Source organism: Pseudonocardia broussonetiae (genome assembly GCF_013155125.1).
Taxonomy (GTDB): domain Bacteria; phylum Actinomycetota; class Actinomycetes; order Mycobacteriales; family Pseudonocardiaceae; genus Pseudonocardia; species Pseudonocardia broussonetiae.
Map to the genome: position 1 here is coordinate 4748372 of NZ_CP053564.1, position 22301 is coordinate 4770672.

General features: G+C 75.4%; 22 protein-coding genes. 13 read left to right on the forward strand and 9 right to left on the reverse strand.

Translation table 11 applies throughout. The features are described from left to right. Window positions 1-47 precede the first annotated feature (47 nt). Window positions 48-410 carry a hypothetical protein gene (locus HOP40_RS23110; RefSeq protein WP_172161909.1) on the forward strand — a complete coding sequence of 121 codons (363 nt, stop codon included), beginning with the start codon at window positions 48-50 and terminating at the stop codon, window positions 408-410. Between the two features lie 79 nt (window positions 411-489). Here the strand turns inward: HOP40_RS23110 and HOP40_RS23115 are convergent, their stop codons facing one another. After that, window positions 490-1464 (reverse strand): DUF892 family protein, encoded by a 975-nt coding sequence (locus tag HOP40_RS23115; protein ID WP_172161911.1) that lies wholly within the window; start codon window positions 1462-1464, stop codon window positions 490-492. A 70-nt stretch (window positions 1465-1534) separates the two neighbouring features. Then, window positions 1535-2431: a hypothetical protein gene (locus HOP40_RS23120; RefSeq protein WP_172161913.1), complete on the reverse strand. Its 897-nt coding sequence runs from the start codon at window positions 2429-2431 to the stop codon at window positions 1535-1537. 86 nt (window positions 2432-2517) lie between these two features. On the opposite strand from HOP40_RS23120, the gene HOP40_RS23125 reads away from it, so the two are divergent. Further along, window positions 2518-3327 (forward strand): intradiol ring-cleavage dioxygenase, encoded by an 810-nt coding sequence (locus HOP40_RS23125; RefSeq protein ID WP_172161915.1) that lies wholly within the window; start codon window positions 2518-2520, stop codon window positions 3325-3327. A 45-nt stretch (window positions 3328-3372) separates the two neighbouring features. Beyond that, the gene (locus HOP40_RS23130) at window positions 3373-5343 is read left to right on the forward strand and encodes an alpha-amylase family protein (RefSeq protein WP_205346885.1); all 1971 of its coding nucleotides are present in this window, start codon (window positions 3373-3375) and stop codon (window positions 5341-5343) included. A gap of 19 nt (window positions 5344-5362) precedes the next feature. Here HOP40_RS23130 and HOP40_RS23135 read toward each other — a convergent pair whose 3' ends face one another. From HOP40_RS23135 to HOP40_RS23150, 4 genes are read right to left on the reverse strand one after another with little or no spacing between them, the layout of a single operon-like run. Continuing rightward, entirely contained in the window at window positions 5363-6124 is a 762-nt protein-coding gene (locus HOP40_RS23135; RefSeq protein WP_205346886.1) for an AIM24 family protein, read from the reverse strand. Beyond that, complete coding sequence (locus HOP40_RS23140) at window positions 6121-6768, reverse strand: AIM24 family protein (RefSeq protein ID WP_172161919.1); 648 nt, start codon at window positions 6766-6768, stop codon at window positions 6121-6123. Before HOP40_RS23140 ends, HOP40_RS23135 begins: the two co-directional genes overlap by 4 nt. 11 nt (window positions 6769-6779) lie before the next feature. Next, entirely contained in the window at window positions 6780-7403 is a 624-nt protein-coding gene (locus tag HOP40_RS23145; RefSeq protein WP_205346887.1) for an AIM24 family protein, read from the reverse strand. Between the two features lie 49 nt (window positions 7404-7452). After that, window positions 7453-8415, reverse strand: a complete 963-nt coding sequence (locus tag HOP40_RS23150; protein WP_172161921.1) for an iron-siderophore ABC transporter substrate-binding protein — start codon at window positions 8413-8415, stop codon at window positions 7453-7455. A 155-nt stretch (window positions 8416-8570) separates the two neighbouring features. Between HOP40_RS23150 and HOP40_RS23155 the strand changes: the two genes are divergently transcribed. The 7 genes from HOP40_RS23155 (at window position 8571) to HOP40_RS23185 (ending at window position 15781) form a co-directional block, all read left to right on the forward strand. Further along, window positions 8571-9569, forward strand: coding sequence for a 3-oxoacyl-ACP synthase III family protein (locus HOP40_RS23155; RefSeq protein ID WP_172161923.1), 999 nt, complete (start codon window positions 8571-8573; stop codon window positions 9567-9569). Next, window positions 9566-10297 (forward strand): glycosyltransferase, encoded by a 732-nt coding sequence (locus HOP40_RS23160; protein ID WP_172161925.1) that lies wholly within the window; start codon window positions 9566-9568, stop codon window positions 10295-10297. The genes HOP40_RS23155 and HOP40_RS23160 overlap by 4 nt, the downstream gene beginning before the upstream one ends. A 101-nt stretch (window positions 10298-10398) precedes the next feature. After that, a complete protein-coding gene (locus HOP40_RS23165) occupies window positions 10399-11508 on the forward strand; it encodes a cytochrome P450 (protein ID WP_240157221.1) in 1110 nt (369 codons plus the stop codon). Window positions 11509-11848: 340 nt separating this feature from the next. Further along, on the forward strand, window positions 11849-13393 hold the full coding sequence (locus tag HOP40_RS23170) for a class I adenylate-forming enzyme family protein (protein ID WP_240157222.1): 1545 nt from the start codon (window positions 11849-11851) through the stop codon (window positions 13391-13393). Further along, entirely contained in the window at window positions 13393-14274 is an 882-nt protein-coding gene (locus HOP40_RS23175; protein WP_172161927.1) for an NAD-dependent epimerase/dehydratase family protein, read from the forward strand. The genes HOP40_RS23170 and HOP40_RS23175 overlap by 1 nt, the downstream gene beginning before the upstream one ends. 73 nt (window positions 14275-14347) lie before the next feature. Next, a complete protein-coding gene (locus HOP40_RS23180; protein WP_172161929.1) occupies window positions 14348-14779 on the forward strand; it encodes an ATP-binding protein in 432 nt (143 codons plus the stop codon). Window positions 14780-14821: 42 nt separating this feature from the next. Beyond that, window positions 14822-15781: an esterase/lipase family protein gene (locus HOP40_RS23185; RefSeq protein ID WP_172161931.1), complete on the forward strand. Its 960-nt coding sequence runs from the start codon at window positions 14822-14824 to the stop codon at window positions 15779-15781. Here the strand turns inward: HOP40_RS23185 and HOP40_RS23190 are convergent. Together HOP40_RS23190 and HOP40_RS23195 are read right to left on the reverse strand one after the other, a co-directional pair. After that, complete coding sequence (locus HOP40_RS23190; RefSeq protein WP_172161933.1) at window positions 15768-17189, reverse strand: pyridoxal-dependent decarboxylase; 1422 nt, start codon at window positions 17187-17189, stop codon at window positions 15768-15770. The two genes, HOP40_RS23185 and HOP40_RS23190, sit on opposite strands and share 14 nt — an antisense overlap. Window positions 17190-17207: 18 nt before the next feature. Then, window positions 17208-18761, reverse strand: a complete 1554-nt coding sequence (locus tag HOP40_RS23195) for a long-chain-fatty-acid--CoA ligase (RefSeq protein WP_240157223.1) — start codon at window positions 18759-18761, stop codon at window positions 17208-17210. 99 nt (window positions 18762-18860) lie between these two features. Between HOP40_RS23195 and HOP40_RS23200 the strand changes: the two genes are divergently transcribed. From HOP40_RS23200 to HOP40_RS23210, 3 genes are read left to right on the forward strand one after another with little or no spacing between them, the layout of a single operon-like run. After that, entirely contained in the window at window positions 18861-20015 is a 1155-nt protein-coding gene (locus HOP40_RS23200; RefSeq protein WP_172161935.1) for an MFS transporter, read from the forward strand. 17 nt (window positions 20016-20032) lie between these two features. Further along, window positions 20033-21331: a hypothetical protein gene (locus tag HOP40_RS23205; RefSeq protein ID WP_172161937.1), complete on the forward strand. Its 1299-nt coding sequence runs from the start codon at window positions 20033-20035 to the stop codon at window positions 21329-21331. A 38-nt stretch (window positions 21332-21369) separates the two neighbouring features. Next, window positions 21370-21909, forward strand: coding sequence for a GNAT family N-acetyltransferase (locus HOP40_RS23210; RefSeq protein WP_240157224.1), 540 nt, complete (start codon window positions 21370-21372; stop codon window positions 21907-21909). 9 nt (window positions 21910-21918) lie between these two features. Here the strand turns inward: HOP40_RS23210 and HOP40_RS23215 are convergent, their stop codons facing one another. Then, complete coding sequence (locus HOP40_RS23215) at window positions 21919-22260, reverse strand: histone-like nucleoid-structuring protein Lsr2 (RefSeq protein WP_172161939.1); 342 nt, start codon at window positions 22258-22260, stop codon at window positions 21919-21921. Window positions 22261-22301 lie beyond the last annotated feature (41 nt).

The window sequence follows — 22301 nt, forward strand, 5'->3', positions numbered from 1 at the left end:
GACAGTCTCCCCGAGCGCCGGTGCGGGGGTGCTGCGAGGATCGACCGATGACCTGGCTCCCCCGCACACTCGGCGTGCTGACCGCCGCCTACGGCCTGTCCACGCTGGTCCGACCCGCGATCTTCGCGAAGCCCGCCGGGCTGTCGGGCGCCGAGCCGCCCGCGCCGATCGGCATCCTCGTCCGCGCGGTCGGCGTGCGCGACCTCGCCAACGGCATCGCCATGGCCGCCGCCCCCGCGGGCGCGGCCCTGCAGCTCGCCGTGGCCGCCCGGATCGCGGGCGACCTGGGCGACGCGCTCACCTTCGCCCTCTCGCCGAACGAGGACCCCGCAGCCCGGAAGAAGGCCATCGGCGTCGGGCTGGGGTGGGGCGCGCTCAACGTCGTCGGGCTGCTGGCCGCGCGCCGCTGATCCGGACGCACGACGGGCCCGCCGACCTCGTCGGCGGGCCCGTCTCCGTGCGTCAGGTCCCTCGGGGGATGTCTCGGGGTCAGACCCCGGCGACGTCCTTGGCCAGCGACGCGACGTGCGTCTGCGCGGCCGACACGACGCCCGAGCGGTTCTTGTGGCTCTCCTCGAACGCCACGACGGCGGTCACGTCATCGACGTCGGTGAGCTTGCGGATCGCGGCGATCGCGTCCTGCGCCGTCATCTCCTCGTAGTGCTGGATCGGCAGCTCCGAGGCCTTGAGCGAGCCCAGGTTGCGCCGGGTCTCGTGCACGACCGCGGCGGTGCCGTCCGAGCCCTCGCGGCGCGCGACCCTCTCGGCGCGGTTCAGCGCCGCATCGCGGCCGGCGGTGACGACCTCACCGGCGTCGGAACCCAGGCGGGTCACGGCGCCGACGACGTCGCCGGCGGTCTCCTTGGCCTGCTCGCCGGTGCGCTGCACGGCGGCCACGGCCTGGTTGAAGCGCTCGATCGCGAACCGCGTGGGGAGCCCGACGACGCGGGTGACGCCCCCGGCGACGCGCTGCAGCGGAGTGGGCTCTAGGGCCGCGACGCCGCCGATGGCCTCCTCCGCGAGCACGGTCGTCAGCCACTCCACGGTGGCCTCGTGCGCGGTGACGAGGTCGTCGGCGAGCTGCTCGGTCGAGGTGCGGCCGGCGCGGCGGGCGAGCGTGCGCACGTACACGGCGCGGTCGCGGAGCTGGTGCTCGAGGGTGAGGTCGCCGAGGAGCGCCTCGTCGAGGGGCTGGCCCTGCTCGACGGTGGCCTTGACGAACGCCAGCACGCGGCCGATGGCGGGCGTGATCACGTCCGGCACGCCGCCGACGGCGGAGAGCTCGCGGGCGATGCGGGTCGAGCGCCGGTCGGCGTTCGCCGCGTTCTCCTCGAGCTCGCGGCGGACGGCGTCGGTGCGGGCCTGTGCGGTCCGGACGCGGGCGATCTGCGCCTCCGTGCGGGTGAGCTGGTGGAGGGCGCGGAGCTGGGTGATCAGGGTCGGGGTGACCGTTCCGGTGTCCATGACAGCCGGGTACCCACGCCCGTCGGGGGCTCATCCGTCACGGACCGTGTGTCCGTACTCACTGATCAGCTCACGGCTCCGCGTCGTCGAGCCGCGCCCGCGCGCGGGCCGTGCGGGTCGCGGCCGTGCCGGCCTCGCGGGCGGCGGCCCGGGCGTGCTGGGCGGCCTCCCGGTTGCGGACGGCGGACTCGCGCTCGTGGCGCTGGGCGGCCTCCAGCTCCGCGGTGAGCGTCGCGACCCGCTCCCGGGCCTGCTCGTGCTCCTGCGCCGCCCGCTCGTGCTCGGCCTCGGCCGCGTCGCGCCGCTCACGGGCGGCGGCCTCGAGCTCCTCGGCGTCGGCGAGGTCGCGGCGGCGCTCCTCCCGCTCGCGCTCGCGCCGGGCGACCTCCGCCGGGTCCTCGGCGGGCTCCTCCGCGGGCGCGTCCTGCTCGGCGGGGGACGGGGCGGGCGCCGGGGCCGCGGCGACCCGCGCCGCCACCGCGTCGGGATCGGACTCGGGCCCGAAGCCGGAGTAGCTGATCGTGCGCGTCAGGCGCCCGGAGCGGACCTCGTCGGCGACCACGGGATCGGCCAGCGCCGCCTCCAGGATGTCGCCGAGCTCGCGCAGCAGGGAGTCGTTGACGGACTCGTGCGCCTCCCGCGCGAGCCGCCCCGCCTCCCGCGCCATCGCCGCGACGAGCTGGCGGCGCCGCGTCGACAGGGTCCGCAGGGCCGGACCGTCGAGGGTCCGCTGGGCGTCGGCGAGGCTCCCGGCCAGGCCGAGCAGCCCGTCGAGCTGCTCGCGCCGGTGGCGGGCCAGCAGGTTCGCGAGCCACGCCGCCCGGGTGGGCCGCCGCAGCCGCGCGGCCGCCGTCGCGAACTCCTTGTCGCCGCGCTCGCGGGCGGCCTTCACGGCCTCGTCGCGGGTGGCGACGAAGTCGGCGGGCGGCGCCGAGTACAGCGCGTCGGCCAGCTCGTCGATGTCCACGGGCGCACCCTAGGACGCGGGCATCCAGGGAGTCAGCACAGGCGGCGCACAGCCCACGCACAGGAACGGCCGACAGGGTGGGTCCCATGAGCGACCACGACGATCACGACGACGACCACCACGACGGCGACCACGATCTCGGCCTCGCCCACGACCTGCCCCGCCTGGTGGGCCGTCGCCGACTCCTCGGGCTGCTCGCCGGCGCGGGCGCACTGACGCTGGCCGGGTGCGCCGCGGCCGCGACCGGCACCACCGCCTCGACGACGGGGGCCGCGACCGGCGAGATCCCCGAGGAGACCGCCGGCCCCTTCCCGGGCGACGGCTCCAACGGCCCGAACGTCCTCACCGAGAGCGGCGTCGTGCGCAGCGACATCCGGTCGAGCTTCGGCTCCCTGTCGGGCACCGCGCCGGGCGTGCCGCTGACGATCACCCTGGCGCTGGTCGACGCCGCGTCCGGCGCCGCGCTGCCCGGCGGCACCGTCTACCTCTGGCACTGCGACCGCGACGGGAGGTACTCGCTCTACGACGTCGCCGACCAGAACTACCTGCGCGGGGTCCAGGAGGCTGACGCGAACGGGCGCATGACGTTCACGACGGTCTTCCCCGCGGCCTACTCGGGGCGCTGGCCGCACGCCCACTTCGAGATCTACCCCGACCTCGCCGCGGCCACGACGCCCGACAACGCGACCGTCACCTCCCAGCTCGCGCTGCCCCAGGACGTCTGCGAGGCCGTGTACGCCACCGACGGCTACGCCTCCAGCGTCCGCAACCTGGCCCGCACCTCGCTGGAGCGCGACACGGTCTTCTCCGACGGCTACGCCTCGCAGCTCGCGACCGTCACCGGCGACGTCACGACCGGCCTCGCGGCGACCCTCACGGTGGGCGTCGACGCCTGACGGCGGGCCCGGCGTCGCGGAACCGGGTGCGGCAGGATGTGGCCGGTGATCGCGACCCCGCCCGCCCGGTCCGACGCCGAACGGGCCCGTGACGCCGCGGCGGCGCTGGCGCGGCTGCGGCCCGGTGTCGTCGACGAGGCCGGGCGCGTGCTGGAGCCGTCGGACGCCGTGGGGTTCGTCGCCCGCCTCGACCTGTGGTTCGCCGACCTGCACGCCCCGCTGGCCGCGCTCTACCCCGACGCCGAAGCCCTGGCGGAGCGGCTGGTGCTCCTCGCACTGCGGTCCGCGGCGCAGCGCCCGGCCGACCTGCGCGCCGTCGACCGTCGCCGTGAGATCGACCCGCGCTGGTTCCAGCACCAGCGGATGGTCGGGTACGTCGCCTACACCGACCGGTTCGCCGGCACGCTCGCCGCGCTGCCCGGCCGCCTCGACCACCTCGCCGAGCTGGGCGTCACCTACCTGCACCTCATGCCGCTGCTCCGGCCCCGCGAGGGCGCCAACGACGGCGGCTACGCCGTGGCCGACTACCGCGCCGTCGACCCCCGCCTGGGCACGATGGACGACCTCTCCGCCCTCGCCGCCGCGCTGCGCGCACGGGACATGAGCCTGTGCGTCGACCTGGTGCTCAACCACACCGCGCGCGAGCACCCGTGGGCGCAGGGCTGGCTCGCGGGCGACCCCGCGTACGACGGCTTCTACCTCGCCTTCCCCGACCGCACGCTGCCCGACGCGTTCGAGGAGACCGTCGTCGACGTCTTCCCCGACCAGGCGCCCGGCTCCTTCACCCACGTCCCGGGCACGGGCTGGGTCTGGACGACGTTCTTCGACTACCAGTGGGACCTCGACTACGCCAACCCCGCCGTGCTCACCGCGATGACCGACACGATCCTGTGGCTGGCCAACCGCGGCGTCGAGATCTTCCGGATGGACGCCGTCCCGTTCATGGGCAAGCGCGTGGGCACGCCGTGCATCAACCAGCCCGAGGTGCACGACATCGTGCAGGCGATGCACGCGGCGGTGAAGCTGGCGGCGCCGGCCACGGTGTTCAAGGCCGAGGCGATCGTCGCGCCCGACGAGCTGGTGGCCTACCTCGGCGCGCACGAGCGGTACCGCCCCGAGTGCGAGCTGGCCTACCACAACCAGCTCATGGTGGTGCTGTGGTCGAGCCTGGCCACGAAGGACGCCCGGCTCGCGGTGCAGTCGCTGCGGCGGCTGCGCCCGATCCCCGGCGAGACGTCCTGGGCCACCTACGTGCGCTGCCACGACGACATCGGCTGGGCCGTCGGCGACGTCGACGCGCGGGCGGTGGGCTACGACCCGTTCGCCCACCGCGACTTCCTCAACGCCTTCTACGCCGGCGAGTTCCCGCTGTCCTTCGCCCGCGGCGCGCGCTTCGGCGAGAACCCCGAGACCGGGGACGCCCGCATCTCCGGCACGGCCGCGGCGCTGTGCGGGATCAGCGACGCGCGGGAGCGGGGCGACGCGCACGCCCTCGAGCTGGGCGTGCGGCGCCTGGTGCTGCTGCACGCCGTCGCGTTCGCCTGGGGCGGGGTGCCGCTGCTGTACATGGGCGACGAGCTGGCGCAGGGCAACGACACCTCCTACGTCGACGACCCGGCGCTCGCGGCCGACAACCGCTGGATGCACCGCCCGTACTTCGACGACGCCGCGGCCGCGCACCGCCACGACCCGGCCACCGTCGAGGGGCGCGTGTTCGGGTGGATGCGGGCGCTGGCCCAGGCCCGGGCGTCGCAGCAGGCGCTGCACGCGGCGGCGGGGTCGGCGGTGCTGGAGGTCGACTCGCCGCACGTGCTGGCCTGGTGGCGCCGCCACCCGCGCAGCGGGAACTTCGTGGGGATGGCGAACATGGCCGAGCACCCCGTGACCGTCGACGCCCACGTCCTCGACGGCCTCGGCCCCCTGGAGACCGTGCTGTCCTCGGACGGCCCGCTGCTGGTGCAGGACGGGCGGCTCGTCGTCCCGGGTCTCGGGTTCGTCTGGCTGGCCGAGCCCTAGTCGCTGCTCCCGATCCCCGCTACCGCTGCTGCTCGGCCGCCAGCCGCTGCGCCACCACCTGCTGCATCCGCTGCAGGCCCGATACCCCGAGCGTGCCGACCTGGCCCTCGAGCTGGCGCAGTTGGTGGGGGTCGCCCATGGTGTTCTCGCTGGACTGGATGAGGACGGTGCCGGCGCCGGTGAAGTCGAACTGGCGCTCCTCGCCGGACTGCACGCCGAGCATCCCCATCGCGCCCTGCAGGAACCCGCTCATCCAGCCGGCGTCGTAGTGGTGGCTGGGGGAGGGGCAGTCGGCCCAGCCGACGAGCGCCTCGGGGTCGACCCGGATCGGCGGCTCGGCGAAGATCACCGGCCCGGAGCTGGACGCGAGGAACTTGCCGGTGCCGATGAGCGTCAGGAACCCGGGGACGATCGACTGCTTGAGCTCCAGCGTCGAGTCGAAGGCGAGCAGGTTGGCCGCGCGCAGCGTGAGGTTGCCGTCGTCGAGGTCGTAGCTGTTGATGTCGTAGCCGCGGTCGCCCAGGATCAGGTGCCCGGCGCCGGTCGCCACGACCCAGTCGCGGGTGTAGAGCGGGGCGGAGAACCGGGTGGCGACCATCCCGCCGACGCTCGCGCCCGTGAGCGGCTCGAAGCGGATGCCCTGGCTGTGCGGGGCGGGGTAGTAGGCGATCATCCGCCCGGTCTGCATGAACAGCTGCCCGTCCAGGCGCACGCAGTAGGCGTAGTGGTTGCCGGGGATGTTGTCGTTGTCGGGCAGCGTGGCGGGGTTGAGGGGGATCACAGCTTCTGCTCCGATGCCTGGACGTAGACGGTGCCCTGACCCGTGCACTTGAGCTGCACGGCCTCGCCCGAGCCGCGGCCGACGGCGTCGCGCCAGCCGACCGACGCGGCGATGTCGACGTTCACCTGGCCGATGTGGGCGACGTAGGCCTGCGGGTCGACGGCGACCGGGCGCCCGCCGACGGGGATCGCGATCGTGCCGCCGTGGCTCAGGACCGCCGCGGTGCCGTAGCCGTGCAGCTGCGTCGTGAACAGGCCCTGGCCCGAGACGGCACCGCGCACCGCGCCGCGGATGCCGCCCTGCGAGCCGAGGAACACGACCGTCGACTGCAGGGCCGCGTCGTGCGCGACCAGCCGGTCGGCCTCGACCGAGAGCGGGCCGGAGCCGTCGAGCTCGATGATCGTGACGTAGAGGCCGCGGTAGCCGTAGTGCACGGTCCCGTTGCCCTGCGCGACCATCATCGCGACCTGCTCGCCGGACACCATCCGCCCGACCATCCCGCCCGCGCCGCCCGGGCCCATGTGCACCGGGGAGAAGTGGACGTCGCCGGTGTAGGCGAGCATCGCGCCCTTGCGGGCGAGCACCTCCCGGCCGTGCGTGACGCCGACCGAGATGACCTTGCTGTTGACCTGCTCGAAGGGCACGGCCGTCCTCCTCAGCGCTCTTCGGGCTGGATGTACACGACGCCGCTGCCGTCGAAGCGCAGGGAGAACGCCTCCCCGGAGCTCTCGCCGACGAGGTTGCGCCACGACACGTCGGTGACGAACGACTGGTTGAGCTGGCCCTGGCTCGCGACGAACGCGTCCGGGTCGACGACCAGCGGGAACTGCGGCGACACCTCCAGCGCGATCGGGGGCCCGCCCGCCGACAGCAGCGCGACCGTCCCGTAGCCGGTGACGGTGGTGGTGAACAGCCCCTGCCCGGACGACGCGCCGCGCACCCCGGCGAATGCGACGTCGGTCTTGAGCTTGTCCGACAGCGCGAGCAGCTGCTCGGACTCGACGCGCAGCGTGTCGCCGTTCAGCTCGACGATCAGCACCTCCATCGCGTCCTTGGCGAACCACACGGTGCCGTGGCCCGTGCAGTGCATCAGCGCGACGGACTCGCCGGCGGCGCGGCGCTTGAGGCCCGCCATCAGGCCGTCGCCGCCGCCCATGCCGGCGTTCTTGAACGTCACATCACCGGTGTAGGCGATCATCGAGCCGGTGGACGCGCGCACGGCGTCGCCCGCCAGGTCGATCTCGAGCACCCGCGACCCGTTGAGTCGGAATCCCTGCACGGCGGGGATCTTGGCACACGACCCCCGGGCCGTGGGTCACGGTCGGGGCTCAGCCCAGGACGGCCGCGAGCTGCGGGGTGATGAGCTCGACCGCGTACGGGAGGCTCAGCGGGCTGCCGAAGCCGATCGCGCCGTTGAAGTCCTCCTCGTAGCCGCCGGTGAAGATCGTCCGGCCCTCCTGGACCACGGGCAGGCTCTGGAACAGCGGGTCGCCCGCCATGTCCTCGGCGGTGGCGCCCAGGACGACGAGCGCGTCGCTGTCCAGCTGCCCGATGGTCTCCGGGCCCAGCTCGGTGGTCGCCTCGGGGACGGTCAGGCCGACGCCGGTGAACACCGAGGAGCGCAGGTCGTCGGCGCCCAGCAGGTAGGCCACCCCGTTGACGGGCAGGTCGATGGTGACCTCGCGCCCGGCGAACCCGGGGTGGGCGGCGCGGGCGTCGGCGAACGCCTGCTCGACGGTGGCGATCGCGTCGGCGGCCTGCTCCTCGCGCCCGAGCGCGGTGCCGGTGATGCGCGTCTGCTCCTCCCACCCGACGGTGCCGTCGGCCGACACCGGGCCGACGGTGGGGGCGATCGCGCTGAGGGCGTCGTACGTCGCCCGGTCCATGAACGAGTAGACGCCCATGATCAGATCGGGTTCCAGCGCGGCGATCGCCTCCACGTTGATCTCGGTGCCGCCGACGTCGGCGGGCTGCGCGCCGGCCAGCGCCTCCTGCGCCCAGGGCCGGGCCGTCTCGTCGTACTCGCCGATGAAGTCGCGCACGCCGACCGGGACGACGCCCAGCGCGAGCAGGAAGTCGGCCTCGTTGAACCCGACGGCGACGACGCGCGTCGGCTCGGCCGGGATCGTCGTCTCGCCGTAGGCGTTCGGGATCGTGACGGGGTAGGCGCCGTCCGCGGCGGGGGCAGCGGGAGTGGCGGGGGTCTCCGCCGGGGAGGCGCAACCGGCGAGGACCGCCGCGCCGACGGCGAGGGCCGCGGCGGCGCGGGTGAGCAGGGAGCGGTGGGACATGGGCGTCCTTCGAGCGGGGTCAGGGTCGAGGCGAGGTTAGCCTCACCGAATCTGAGACGCCGAACGTGATCCGTAGTCGCACGGTCGTGGCGCCGCCCCGGCGCCTTCTAGGGTTCTGCTCGTCCCGGTCGTCGGGGCCGGTGGAGGTGGTGGACGTGGGCGCGCGGATCGCGGGCGTGGAGGTGCACCTCCCCGGGCACCGGGTCGGCACCGCGGAGGTCGAGGCGCGGATCGGGGCCTCGGGCTGGTCGCCGCCGGCGGGGATGGTGCACCGGCTCACCGGGATCACCGCCCGGCACGTCGCGGGGGACCACGAGCAGGCCTCCGACCTGGCCGTCGCCGCGGCGCGCAAGCTGCTGGCGGCCACCGGGACCGCGGCCGAGGACGTCGACCTGCTGCTCTTCGCCTCGGCCAGCCAGGACATGGTCGAGCCCGCGACGGCGCACATCGTGGCGGCCAAGCTGGAGCTGTCGTGCCCGGTGATGGACGTCAAGAACGCCTGCAACAGCGTGCTCAACGGCATGGAGGTCGCCGACGCCCTCATCGCGACCGGGCGCTACGGCCGCGTGCTCGTGGTGAGCGGGGAGACGCCGTCGCGGGCCGTGCGCTGGGACGTCGAGGGCATCCGCGGCTTCCTGCGCGCCTTCCCCGGCTACACGCTGTCGGACGCGGGCGCCGCCGTGCTGCTCGTCCCGGGCGACGCGGACAGCGGGATCCTGGGCTCGGGGTTCACCGCCGACTCGCGGCACTGGGAGGCGGGCACGCTCGCGGCGGGCGGGTCGCTGCACCCGCGCGACGTCGAGCACACCTACTTCGCGATGGACTCCGCCCGGCTCAAGGCGGCGTTCCTGGCCGTCGGCACCGGGATCCTCGACGACACGCTCGCGCGGCTGGACCTGACCTGGGACGACATGGCGGTCGTCGCGGTGCACCAGGTGTCGCTGCCCTACCTCGAGGTGTTCGCGCGCGGGGCCGGGGTGCCCGCCGACAAGCTGGTGGTCACGGTCGCCGAGCACGGCAACGTCGCCTCGGCGAGCCTGCCGCTGCAGCTGGTCACCGCGCGCGAGCTCGGGCGGTGCGGGCCGGGCGACCTCGTCGCTCTCGTCGGGCTGGCGGGCGGCGTGAGCCTGGGGATCACGGTGGTCCGCCTGTGAACCTCTGGGTGGTCGTCCCCGCGTTCGACGAGGCGGCCGGCATCGGCGCGACCCTCGACGCGCTGGCGGCGCAGCGAGACCGCGACTTCCGGCTCGTCGTCGTCGACAACGCCTCGACCGACGGCACCGCCGAGGTGGTGCGCGCGCACGGTCTGCCGGCCGAGATCGTGGTCGAGCCGCAGCGCGGGACGGGCGCGGCGGCGGACACCGGGATGAGGTGGGCGATCACCGCGGGCGCGACGCACCTCGCCCGCACCGACGCCGACTGCCTGCCCGCGCCCGACTGGACCGCGCGCGTGAAGGTGGCGTTCGCCGACCTCGACCTCGTCGCCGGACGGCTGCTCCCGCGCCGCGACGAGGGGCTGCCGGCGTGGCAGCGCGGGGTGCTCGTCGGGGCGGTCGGGGTGGCGGGGACGTTCGGCCGGTTCCGCCCGGGCAACCGCGTGGCCGGCGCGCTCGGGCCCTACGTGATGTCGGCGGGGTGCAACATGGCGATCACGGCCGAGCTGTACGAGCGGGCGGGCGGCTTCCCGCGCACGCGGATCCAGGACGTGCACGAGGACCGGGCGCTGGTCAACGCGGTCCGCCCGCTGACCACCCGCTACGGCGCGCGGCGCGACGTCGTCGTGCGGGGGTCGAGCCGGCGGGTGCGGGCGTGGGGGCTGGTCCGGACGCTGGGCTGGTACGCCGACCACCGCTACCGCCCCGCTCACGTGGACATCCGTTGATCTGCGGCTCCGCCGCCCGTGAGCGGCGATCGTGGCTCCAGGCACGATCGCCACTCACGACCGGGACGTGGGAGCGGCGGGTCCAGCTGGGGGCGCACCCGGTGGCGTACCCGCTGGTCCGGGCGCTGGCGCGGATCGGGCCGGTGGTGCGGGTGCCGCGGGTCGGGGTGGTCGTGAGCGACGCCGCGCTCGCCCGGGCCGTGCTCACCGACACCGCCTCGTTCGCCAAGACCGGGCCGGGCTCGCCGGCGGCGCTCTGGACGCCGGTCGTCGGGCCGTCGGTGCTGCTGAACATGGAGGGCGCCGAGCACGCGGCGCTGCGGCGGGCGCTGGCCGACCTGTTCACGCCGTCGGCGGTGGCGGCGCTGTGCGCGCGGGTGCTGGCCGGGCCGTGCGCGGAGCTGCGCGACCGGCTCGTCACGGGGGAGGCCGTCGACCTGGTGCCGGTGGCGCAGCAGGCGGCGGGTGCGGTGATCGCGGGGCTGGTCGGGCTGGACGCCCGCGACGCCGCCGGGCCGGCGTTCGCCGCGGCCACCGCCGTGACCGGAATGGTGCGGCTAGCCCGTCCGGAGCTGACGGCGCGGCAGGTCGCGCGGGGCCGGGCCGCGTTGGCCGGGATCACCGCGCCCGCCGCCGACGCCTATCGCGACGGCGACCCCGCCACCGTCCCCGGCCGGATGCGCGAGCTCGGGCTGACCGAGCGCGAGGCGCTGGGGGCGGTCGCGGCGTTCGCGCTGACGGGAACCGAGACCGTCGTGTCGTTCCTGCCGCGGCTGGTGGCGCTGCTGCACGACGCCCGCCTGCTCGATGCGCTGGCGGCCGACCGCGGGCGCGTCGACGCGTGCGTCGAGGAGGCCCTGCGGGTCACCGTCCCCTCGCCGGTGATGCTGCGCCGGGTCGCGGCCCCGGCCCGGATCGGGACGGTCGAGGTCGTGCCGGGCGACCGGGTCGTGATCGCGACGGTGTCGGCGGCGCGGGCCTACGGCGGCTTCGACCCGGATCGGCCGCACCCGCCCGCGGTCCGCCGCCTGTGGTTCGGGGCGGGCCCGCACTTCTGCCTCGGGATGCCGCTGGCGACGGCGCAGGTCCGTCTCGTGCTCGACGCCGTTCTGGACGCGCACGGGGAGCGGCCGCTGGGGCTCGTGCGGAGGCGGGTGGCGCGGCGGGTGCTGATCCCGGCCTACCGGGAGATGGTGGTGCGGGGTGGCTGACACGCCCGTCCACCCTCCCGGGACCGACCTGCCGGACCTGCTGGTGGCGGTCCTCGCCGCGGCGGACCGGTACGGCGACGCTCCCGCCCTGACCGGCCCGCCGCCGCGGGGGAGTGCGTTCCGCGGAACGCTCGCCGACCGGCTGACCGTGTTCCGCGGAACGCGCTCGGGACGTGGGAACGCGTTCCGCGGAACGCTGGCAGACCGCCGAGCTGCGTTCCGCGGAACGCTTGACGACCGCCTCCCCGGGTTCCGCGAAACGCTCACACGGGGCCGGTTCGCGTTCCGCGGAACGCTCGCGCAGGGCCAGAACGCGTTCCGCGGAACGCTGGCTGAGCACGTGCCCGCGTTCCGCGGAACGCGGCCGGAGCGCACCACCGCGTTCCGCGGAACGCTCACCTACTCCCAGCTCGGCGAGCGGATCCGCGCCGTCGCCACCCACCTCACCAGGGCCGGCTTCACGCCGGGGGAGCGGATGCTGTTCTCCGTCCGCCCCTCCCCGGACTCGGTGGTGCTCGCGCTGGGGGTCGTCGCGGCCGGCGGGACGGTCGTGTTCATCGACCCGGGCGTCGGGCCCGCTCTGTTCGCCGCCCGCACCGAGCTGGCCGCGCCGGGCTGGGCCGCGGCGGAGTCGGTGCTCTACGCCGTGGGGCGGCGGCCGCTGCGCGCCCTGGCCCGGCGACGCGGCGTGCTCCTGCCCGACTACGCGGGCCTGCCGGTGCGCCACATCCGGGCGGGCCGGTGGCTGCCCGGTGTTCCGCGGAACGCGATCCCGCTGGCGGCGCTGCTCCGTCCGGACCCCGAGACCGGGCCCGAGGGGAGAGCCGAGGTCGGGGCCAGGTGCGAGAGCGCCCCGGACCAGGACGCCGTCGTCGTCTTCACCGCCGGCACCACCGCCGCACCCAAGGCCGTCGTCCACACCCGCGGTTCCCTGGGCGCCGCGCTCGACGTCCTCTCCACCCGCTGCGCGCTGGGCCCCGGCACCCGCGTGCACACCGACCAGTTCCTGCTCGGCCTCCCGGCACTCGTCGGCGGCGGGCACTGGTCGATGCCGCCCTACGGCTTCGCGCCTGCCGCCCGCCCGGACGAGCTGGCCCGCGGGCTGGCCGCGGAGGTCGGCGGGCAGCGCGCCACCCACACGTTCCTCGTGCCGGCCGATCTCGCGGCGGTGCTCGACGCGGTCGAGCGCGGGCAGGTCGCCCTGCCCGGCTCGCTGCGGCAGGTGCTGCTCGGCGCCGCCCCCGTCCTGCCGCCGCTGCTGCGCCGCGCCCGCGCCGCGCTGCCCGGCGTCGAGTTCCTGGCCGTCTACGGGATGACCGAGATCCTGCCCGTCGCGATCGCCACCGCGGAGGAGAAGCTCGCCCACCCCGGCCCCGGCGACCTCGTCGGAGCGCCCCTGTCCGGCGTCCGCGCCCGCGTCGACGACGAGGGGCGGCTCGTCGTCGGCGGCGCGAACCTCGGCCACTACCTGGGCGAGCCCCGGCGCACCGAGCACACCACCGGCGACCTCGCCCGCATCGACGACAAGGACGACGGCGGCGGCGCGATCGTCCTGCACGGCCGCGCCACCGACATGATCATCCGCGGCCGCACCAACATCTACCCGGGCCTCCACGAGCCGGCGATCACGGGGCTGCCCGGCGTCGCCCAGGCCCTGCTCGTCGGCGTGCCCGACGCCATCGGCGACGACCGCGTCGTGCTCACCCTCGTCGCCGCCCCCGGTACCCCGCCCGGGCTGGACCGCCGGGTGCGCGCCGCGCTGCCGGCGCTGATCGACGCCGCCGCCCTGCCCGACGAGGTCGTCCTCGTCGACGCCGTGCCGGTGGCCGGGCGCACCCGCAAGCCCAACCGGGCCGCGCTGGTCCGACTGCTGCAGGAGCGGTGATGCGCCTCGCCGTGACCGGGGCGGCCGGGTTCGTCGGCTCCGCGGTCGTCGCCGCGGCCCGCGCCCGCGGCTGGGAGGTCCACGCCCTGACCCGCCGCGAGTGGGACGTCACCACCGGCCCGATGCCGCACCCGCCCCCCGTCGACGCCGTGGTGCACGCCGCGGCCGCCGTCACCGACTGGGGCGACCCCGCCCCGGTCTGGGCCGCCAACCTGCACGGCACGCGGCACGTGGCCGGCACCTTCCCGGGCGCGCGCCTGGTGCACGTCTCCACCGCCAGCGTCTACGACCCGTTCGTCCCGACCGTCGACGCCCCCGAGTCCGCCGGACCCGCCGCCCGCCACCTCACCCCCTACGGCGCCTCGAAGGCCGCCGCCGAGCGCCTGCTCGCCGGGCGGCCCGACACCGTCGTCCTGCGCCCGCACGCCGTCTACGGCCCCGGCGACCCGACGCTCCTGCCGCGGATCCTCGGCGCCGTCCGCGGCCGCACGCTCGTCGTCGCCGGCGACGGGGGAGCGCGGCACACCCTCACCGCCGTCGCCACGCTCGCCCAGGCCTGCCTGCTCGGCTGCACCGGCCCGCCCGGCACCTACAACGTCGGCGACGCCGCACCCGTCACCCTCGACGCCGCCCTCACCGCGCTGCTGCACGCCCGCGGTCTCGACGTCACCGTCCGGCACGTGCCCGTCGGCCTCGCGTGGGCGCTGGCCGGCGCGGCGGAGGGGGCCTTCCGGGCGCTGCGCCGGCCCGCGCCCCCGCGCCTGACCCGCTTCGCCGTGAGCCAGCTCGGCGTCGAGCGCACCCTCGACCTCACCGCCGCCCGCACCCTGCTCGGCCTCGACCCACCGCCCACGTCGTTCAGCGGCGCCGACGAGTGGTAGCCCGACCCGCCCAGCGGCACCCCGTGCGCGACGGGCGGAGTTTGTCGCGGCGAGCGCCGGGGCAAACACGATCATGTCGTCCCCCGTCCCCGGGCACGTCGAGTTCGTGCACCGCAGCTGGCCCGCCGATCCCGCCCAACTGACCGTCATCCGCCACGAGCTCGCGGGGTGGCTCGCGCCGCTGTCCCTCACCGACGACGAGACGGCCGACGTCGTCCTCGCGGTCGACGAGGCCGCCGCGAACGCCGTCCGCCACGCCTACGGCCCGGACGAGTCCGGTGCCGTCGAGCTCACCCTGTGGACCGAGGCGGCCGACGCCGAGGGCCCCGCGACCCTCTGCATCGAGGTCGTCGACCACGGCCACTGGCAGCCGCCCGTCGACCAGCCCACCGAGGGTGGCCGCGGCATCCCGCTGATGAGCACGATGTCCGAATCGGTCCTCATCCACTATGACGAACGGGGAAGCCGGGTCCTGCTCCGCCACCGCATCCCCGACGCTGCGTGACGATCGCCCGTAACCTGCGGTAACCCCGCTCGTTCCCGAGGTATGGGTCGGGGACAGCGCGCGCGGTGGGTCGGAGGTGCCGCGCTCGTCGCGGCGCTGGTGGCGGGGCTGGCGGTGGTCCCGGCGTCCGCGCAGGAGGCCGACCTGCCGGTGCCCTACGGGGCGCTGGCCACACTCGCGGCCGAGGCGGCGGCGCCCGGCTCCAGCCCGCCCGGTTCGAACGACGACGACTGCGAGCCCACCGCCGAGCACCCCGACCCCGTCGTCCTCGTGCACGGCCTGGGCGCGAACCGCACGGTCAACTGGCAGACGATGTCGCCGCTGCTGGCCAACGAGGGCTACTGCGTCTTCGCGCTCACCTACGGCACCGCGCTCGCGGGCGAGCAGGTCGGCGGCCTGCGGCCGATGGAGCAGAGCGCCGAGGAGCTCGCCGCCTTCGTCGACGGCGTGCTGGCCGCGACCGGGGCGGAGCGCGTCGACCTCGTCGGGCACTCCGAGGGCACCCTGATGCCGCAGTACTGGCTGCAGTTCCTCGGCGGGAACGAGGTCGTCGACGACTACGTGGCCGTCACCCCGCTCTACGACGGCACGCTCGCCGACCCGCTGCCGGTCGACGCGCTGGTCGACGCCCTCGGCGTGCGCGACGCCGCCGGCGCCCCGGTCGCCCTGGCCTGCGGCTCCTGCCCCCAGTTCGTCTCCGGCTCGGACTACCTGGACCGGATGGCCGCCGCGGGCACCCGCGTCGAGGGGATCGACTACACGACCGTCATGACGCGCTACGACCAGCTCGTCGTCCCCTACACCAGCGGCGTGCTCGAGGGCGCCACCAACATCGTCGTGCAGGACGGCTGCGAGATCGACTTCTCCGACCACCTGTCGATCATCTTCTCCGAGCGCACCGGGCAGATCATCCTCAACGCGCTCGACCCGGAGGACGCGCAGGACCTGCCCTGCCGCCCGGTCGCCCCGCTGCTGGGCAACGAGTTGATCAGCGTGAAGTGAGCAAACCCCACAGCTCCTCGACGTGCTCGCGCTCCGTGGCGACCGACCCGATCGCCACGCGGATGACGTAGCGGCCGTCGACGACGGTGTGGGTGAGCAGCACCCGGCCGGTGGCGTTCACGCGCTCCAGCAGGGCCCTGGTCGCCTCATCGCCGGCCGAGAGCCGCAGGCACACCAGCGACAGCGACCGCGGCACCGCCAGCTCGAAACCGGGCTCCGCGACGATCCACGACTCCAGCTCCGCGGCCAGAGCCACGTGCCCGCGCAGGTGCGCGCGCACCCCCTCCAGCCCGAACCCGTGCAGCACCGACCACAGCTTGAGCGCCCGGAACCGGCGGCCCAGCGGCACCTGCCAGTCGCGGTAGTCGACGACCTCGCCAGAGTCGGTCGCGCTGTTGCGCAGGTACTCGGGCGTGATCGACAGCGCCGCGGGCAGGGCCGCCGCGTCGCGCACCCACAGCAGCGACGCGTCGAACGCCGTGAGCAGCCACTTGTGCGCGTCGGTGCAGAAGGAGTCGGCGAGCTCGACGCCGTCGATCACGTCCCGGTGCTCGGGGCACAGCGCCGCGACGCCGGCCCAGGCCGCGTCGACGTGCACCCAGATCTCGCGGCCCGGGGTGCCGTGCTCGCGCGCCGCCAGCGCGATCTCCCGCACCGGGTCGACGGCGCCGGTGCCGGTCGTGCCGATCGTCGGGCAGACCAGCACGGGCCGCAGCCCCGCGGCGACGTCCTCGGCCGCCATCTCCGCGAACGCCTGCGCCGACATCGCCAGTGACCCGGGTGACGGCGGCACGATCCGCAGCGCCGCGGCACCCAGCCCGGCCACCCGCACCGCCTTGGCCAGCGACGAGTGCGTCTCCGCGGTGACGTAGACGCGCTCGGTCCCGTCGACGCCCCGCTCCCGCCACGCCCCGCCCGACGTCCGGTGCAGCGCGGCCAGCAGCGCGACGAGCGCGGCGGAGGACGCGGAGTCGGCGATCGTGCCGCCCCCGCCGCCCGCCCAGGTGTAGGCCGGGTCGAGGCCGAGCGCGTCGGCGAGCCCGTCGAGCAGGACCTGCTCCACCTCGGTGGCCGCGGGCGAGGTCGACCACAACATGCCCTGCACGCCCAGCCCGCCCGACAGGAGGTCACCGAGCACGGAGTGCAGCGAGGCGTTGGCGGGGAAGTAGCCGAAGAAGCCCGGGGCCTGCCAGTGCGTGGTGGCCGGGACGACGACGCGGTCGAGCTCGGCCAGCAGGGCGTCGAACGGCTGGGGCTGCTCGGGCAGCGCCGGCATCCGCTCCCGCACCCAGCCCGGCTCCACCTGCGCCCGCACCGGGTGCTCGCCGATGCCGGCGCGGTACCCGGCGACCCAGTCGACGACGGCGTGTCCGAGGCGGCGGAACTCCTCGGGATCGAGATCACTCATGGGCCGAACGGTAGGCGCTCAGACGGCGGGCGCGGACACCACCGCCGTCGCCCCGTACTGCGTGCGCAATGCGGTCTTGAGGACCTTGCCGCTGGGGTTGCGCGGCAGCGCGTCGACGATCACGACGTCGCGCGGGCGCTTGTAGGCGGCGAGGTGCTCGCGGGAGAACGCCTCGATGTCGGCGGCGGTGGGCGGGTCGGCCGGGTCGCGCGGGGCGATCACCGCGAGCGGCGCCTCGCCGTAGCGCTCGTCGGCCACGCCGATGATCGCCACCTCGGCCACCTTGGGGTGCGCGGCCAGGGTGTTCTCGACCTCGGCGCAGTAGATGTTCTCCCCGCCGGAGATGATCATGTCCTTCTTGCGGTCGACGACGTAGAGGTAGCCCTCGTCGTCGGCGCGGACCAGGTCGCCCGAGTGGAACCAGCCGCCGCGGAACGCCTCGGCCGTCTCCTCGGGCTTGTTCCAGTAGCCACTCATGACGGTCGGGCCGCGGTAGACGATCTCGCCGACCTCGCCCGGTGCCACGTCGCGCATGTCCTCGTCGACGACCCGGACCTCGACGTTGAGGATCGGCTTCCCGATCGAGCCGATCTTGCGGATGGAGTCCTCGCCGCCGAGCATGCACGTGACCGGGCTGCACTCGGTCTGCCCGAACGCCGTGACGACCTCGGCCTGCGGGAACGTCGCGATCATGGTGCGCAGCAGCGTCGTCGACGCCGGCGCGGCGCCCCAGATGGCGCGCTGCAGCGCCGACAGGTCGCGCTCGGCGATCCCGGGCAGCGCGACGATCGCCGCCCACTGCGCCGGCACGAAGAACACCGAGGTGACGCGCTCGCGCTCGAGCAGGTCGACCATGCCGGCGGGGTCGAACCCGCCCGAGGGCGTCAGCACGGTGGTGCCGCCCGCGACGAGGGTGTTGTAGTAGCCCGACGTGCCCGCGATGTGGAACAGCGGCGCCCCCGACATCCCGACCCCCGGCCCGCTCACCCCGGCGTGCACGAGGTTGCTGAACGCGTGCAGGTAGAGGTTGCGGTGCGAGAGCACCGCGCCCTTGGGGCGGCCGGTCGTGCCGGAGGTGTACATGATGAACGCGGGCGCGCGGTCGTCGACGGCGAGCTCAGCGTGCTCGGGCGAGCCCGCGGCGAGCAGGTCCTCGTACCCGGCGCCGATCGTGACGACCGTGCTCGCGCCCGCCGCCTGCGCGAGCGGCGCGAAGGTGTCGTCGGCGATGACGACCGAGGCCCCGGAGTCGCCCAGGACGTAGGCGACCTCGGCCGCGACCAGCCGGAAGTTCACCGGCACGCAGATCGCGCCGACCCGCAGGACCGCGGCCATCGCCTCGAGGTGCGGCACGGAGTTGAGCGCCAGCACCGCCACGCGGTCGCCCGGGACGACCCCCGCGCGCGTCAGCGCCGAGGCCATCCGCGAGACGCGCTCGTGGGTCTGCGCCCAGGTCAGCGTCAGGTCGCCGTCGCGCAGCGCCACCCGGTCGGGCGTGGTGCGGGCGAAGCGGGCGACGAGGTCGCTCATCGTCATCCCGCTCATCAGCGGGCCGGAGACTGCGGTGTCCACGCCCTCACACTGGCCCCGGCCCGCCCGGGCGGCAAGGGGGTGGCGTCCGTCACGGGGCCCGGGCGGGCGGCGCAGGCCACCGGGGAGGAGGGTCGGGCGGTGACCACGGGCCTCGACCGACGGCTGCGCCTGCTCCAGGCCGCCGCCCTCACCAGCACCTGCGACCGGTTCGCGATCGCCCCGCTGCTCGTCGTCATCTCGCTGGACCTGGGGGCGTCGCTGGCCGCCGTCGCCACGGTCGCCAGCGTCTACTTCCTCGCCTACGGCCTCATGCAGCCGGTGTGGGGGCTGGTCAGCGACCGGATCGGGCGGGTGCGGGTCATGCGGATCGCGCTGGTCGGGGCGGCGCTGGGCGGCGTCGGCTCGGTCCTGGCCCCGGACCTGCTGACGCTGGGCATCACGCGTGCGGTGGCCGGGGGCAGCTTCGCCGCGCTCATCCCGTCGACGCTGGTCTACGTCGGCGACGCCTGGCCGGTGGCGGTGCGCCAGCGCCCGCTGTCGGACGTGCTGGCCGCGTCCTCGCTCGGCGTGGCCGCGGCGACCGCCGGCGCGGGCCTGCTCGCCGACCTCGTCGGCTGGCGCGCCGTGCCCGCGGCGACGGCGGCGGCCGCGGTGGTGCTGTGGTTCGCGCTGGCCCGGCTGCCCGAGCCCGACCGCGAGCTCACGGCCGGCAACCCGTGGCAGTCGCTGCGCGGGGTGGTGCGGACGCCGTGGGCGCTCGCGGTGCTGGCGCTGGCGTTCGCCGAGGGGGTCGTCGTCCTCGGCGTCCTGACCTTCCTCGCGCCCGCCGCGCAGTCCCTGGGCACGAGCGCGACCGTCGCCGGCCTGGTCGCGGCCGGCTACGGGGTGGGGGCACTGGCCTGGTCGCGGCTGGTGCGCCGGCTCGTCGGGCGGGTGCCCCCGGCCGGGCTGGCGGCGATCGGGGGCACGTTCCTCGTCGCCGCCTGGATCGTGCCGTGGGTGGCGGTGAACCTGGTGACGATCACGGTCGCGGGCGTGCTGGTCGGCGGCGCGTGGGCCTTCCTGCACTCGACGCTGCAGACCTGGGTCACCGAGGTCGTCCCCGCCGAGCGGGCGTCGGCGGTGGCGCTGTTCGCGGCCTCGCTGTTCCTGGGCAGCGCGGCGGGCACGGCGCTGTTCGCCCCGCTGGCCGAGGCGGGCTCGTACCCGCTGGTCTTCGGGCTGGCGGTGGCGGCCGCGGTGCCGGTGGCGGTCCTGTCGACGGTGGGGCGGCGGGCGTACGCGCGGACGTGACCCGCGATCATGGGCCGGTGGACGTCACGACGCCGGTCCGGCGCGGCACCCGGTGGGACCTGCTGGCCGTCGCCGCGGTCGCGGGGCTGGTCGTCGCGGCGCACGTCGTCGGGGAGGTCCTCAAGGCCGGCGGCACCGACATCTTCCTCGGCCTGCCGCCGCTGCTCGCCGTGCACCTGCCGCACGCCGGCCCGGGGACGCCGGTGGCGCTCGTCGTCGCCGTGGCGGTGGTGGTGCGGGGCCCCGACCTCGCGCGGCGCCTGGCGTGGCGCCCGCTGCTGCTCGCGGCGTACGCGGCGTCGGCGCTGTGGACGGTGTCGCTGGCCCTGGTCGACGGCTGGACGCGCGGGGTCGTCGAGCGGCTGACCAGCGACCAGGAGTACCTGTGGGACGTCCCGCGCGTCACCGACGTGCCGGCGACGCTGCGCACGTTCACCGATTTCATCCTTCCCGGGGCGGACACCTGGGTCACCCACGTCGGCGCGCACCCGCCCGGCGTCCTGCTGCTCTACGTCCTGCTCGACCGCGTCGGGCTGGGCGGCGGCGGGGCCTCGGGCGTGGTGACGATGCTGGTCGGGGCGTCGGCGTGCGTGGCGGTGGCGGTCGCCCTGCGGGCGCTGGGGGCCGAGGAGACGGCCCGGGCAGCGCTGCCGTTCGGGGTGCTGTTCCCCGGCGCGGTGTGGGTGGGCGTGTCGGCCGACGGGATGTTCGCCGCCGTGCTGGCGTGGGGGGTGGCGCTGCTGGCGTTCGGGGCGGCGGGGGAGCGGGTGCTGCCGTCCGTGGCCGGTGGGGTCCTGCTCGGGTCCTGCCTCTACCTGTCCTACGGGCTCGTGCTCGGCGGGCTGGTGCCGCTGGCGGTGCTCGGCGTGACGCGGTCGTGGCGCGCGGGGCTCGCCGCCGCGGCCGGGGTGGCGCTCGTCGTCGCCGCGTTCACGCTCGCCGGGTTCTGGTGGTTCGACGGCTTCGCGCGCGTGCAGGTGATCTACGCCCTGAGCGTGGCGGCCACCCGGCCCTACTCCTACTTCGTGTGGGCGAACCTCGCCGCGCTGGCGCTCGCGCTCGGCCCCGCCGTGGTGGCGGGCCTCCGCCGGCTCGACCTCCCGCGCCCCGCCGTCTGGCTCGTGGTCGCGGCCGCGGCGGCGGTCCTGCTGGCCGACCTGTCCGGGCTGAGCAAGGCCGAGGTCGAGCGGATCTGGCTGCCGTTCGCGGTGTGGCTGGTGGTCGCGTGCGCGCGGCTGCCGCACGCGCGGGCCTGGCTCGCCGCGCAGGCCGCGCTCGCGCTCGCGGTCAACCACCTGCTCCTGACGGTCTGGTGAGGGTCCACTGCACCGACAGCAGGGTGCACCATGGCCGCGTGGACGTCGCGCGCGAGGAGCTGCCCGCCGGACCGGTGATGCTGCGCCGGTGGGCCCTCGACGAGGTCGACGAGCTGTACCGGACCGCCGCCGACTCGCTGACGCACCTGGCGCCGTGGATGGCGTGGGCCGCGCACGGCTACTCCGACGCCGACGCCCGCCACCACATCGAGCAGGTGCACGCGGACTGGGCGGAGCGCCGGGGCTACGGCTACGCGATCCGGCTGGCCGACGGCACCCTGGTCGGCGCGTGCGGAATGACCGACCGGATCGGTCCGGGCGGTATGGAGATCGGTTACTGGTTGCACCCCGCGCACACGGGGAACGGATACGTGACCGCCGCGGCGGCCGCGCTCACCGCCGAGGCGTTCCGGATCGGCGCGGACCGGGTCGAGATCGTGCACGACGTGGCGAATGCGCGCAGTGGCGCGGTTCCGCGGCGGCTCGGATTCACCGAGGTGGCCCGCCGCCCGCCCCAGGAGGAACGCACCTCCGCCGAGGCGGGCGAGGACGTGGTGTGGCGCCGAACGGCCCCCTGAACGGACCGATCAGTGGTTCTGGTGGTAGGCCTCGAGCACGTTGGACGGGATGCGCCCGCGCTCGGAGATCTTCATGCCCTGCGCGACGGCCCATTCGCGAATCGCCTGGTTCTGCTCGCGGTCGGTGCTCGGCCGCGAGGGCGCCGACGTGGCGGATCCCCCGGAACTGCGACGGCCGCCGGCCCGGCGGGCGGCGGACACGAACGGGGCGAGCGCGTCACGCAAACGGGAGCTATTGGCGGTGGAGAGGTCGATCTCGTAGGACTTCCCGTCGATCGCGAACTCGACCGACTCGTCGGCCTCGGAACCGTCGATGTCGTCGACCAGGGTAACGGTGGTGTGCTTCGCCACGCACGTGCCTTTCTCGGGGGTGCTCAATTGTTCTGCGGTCA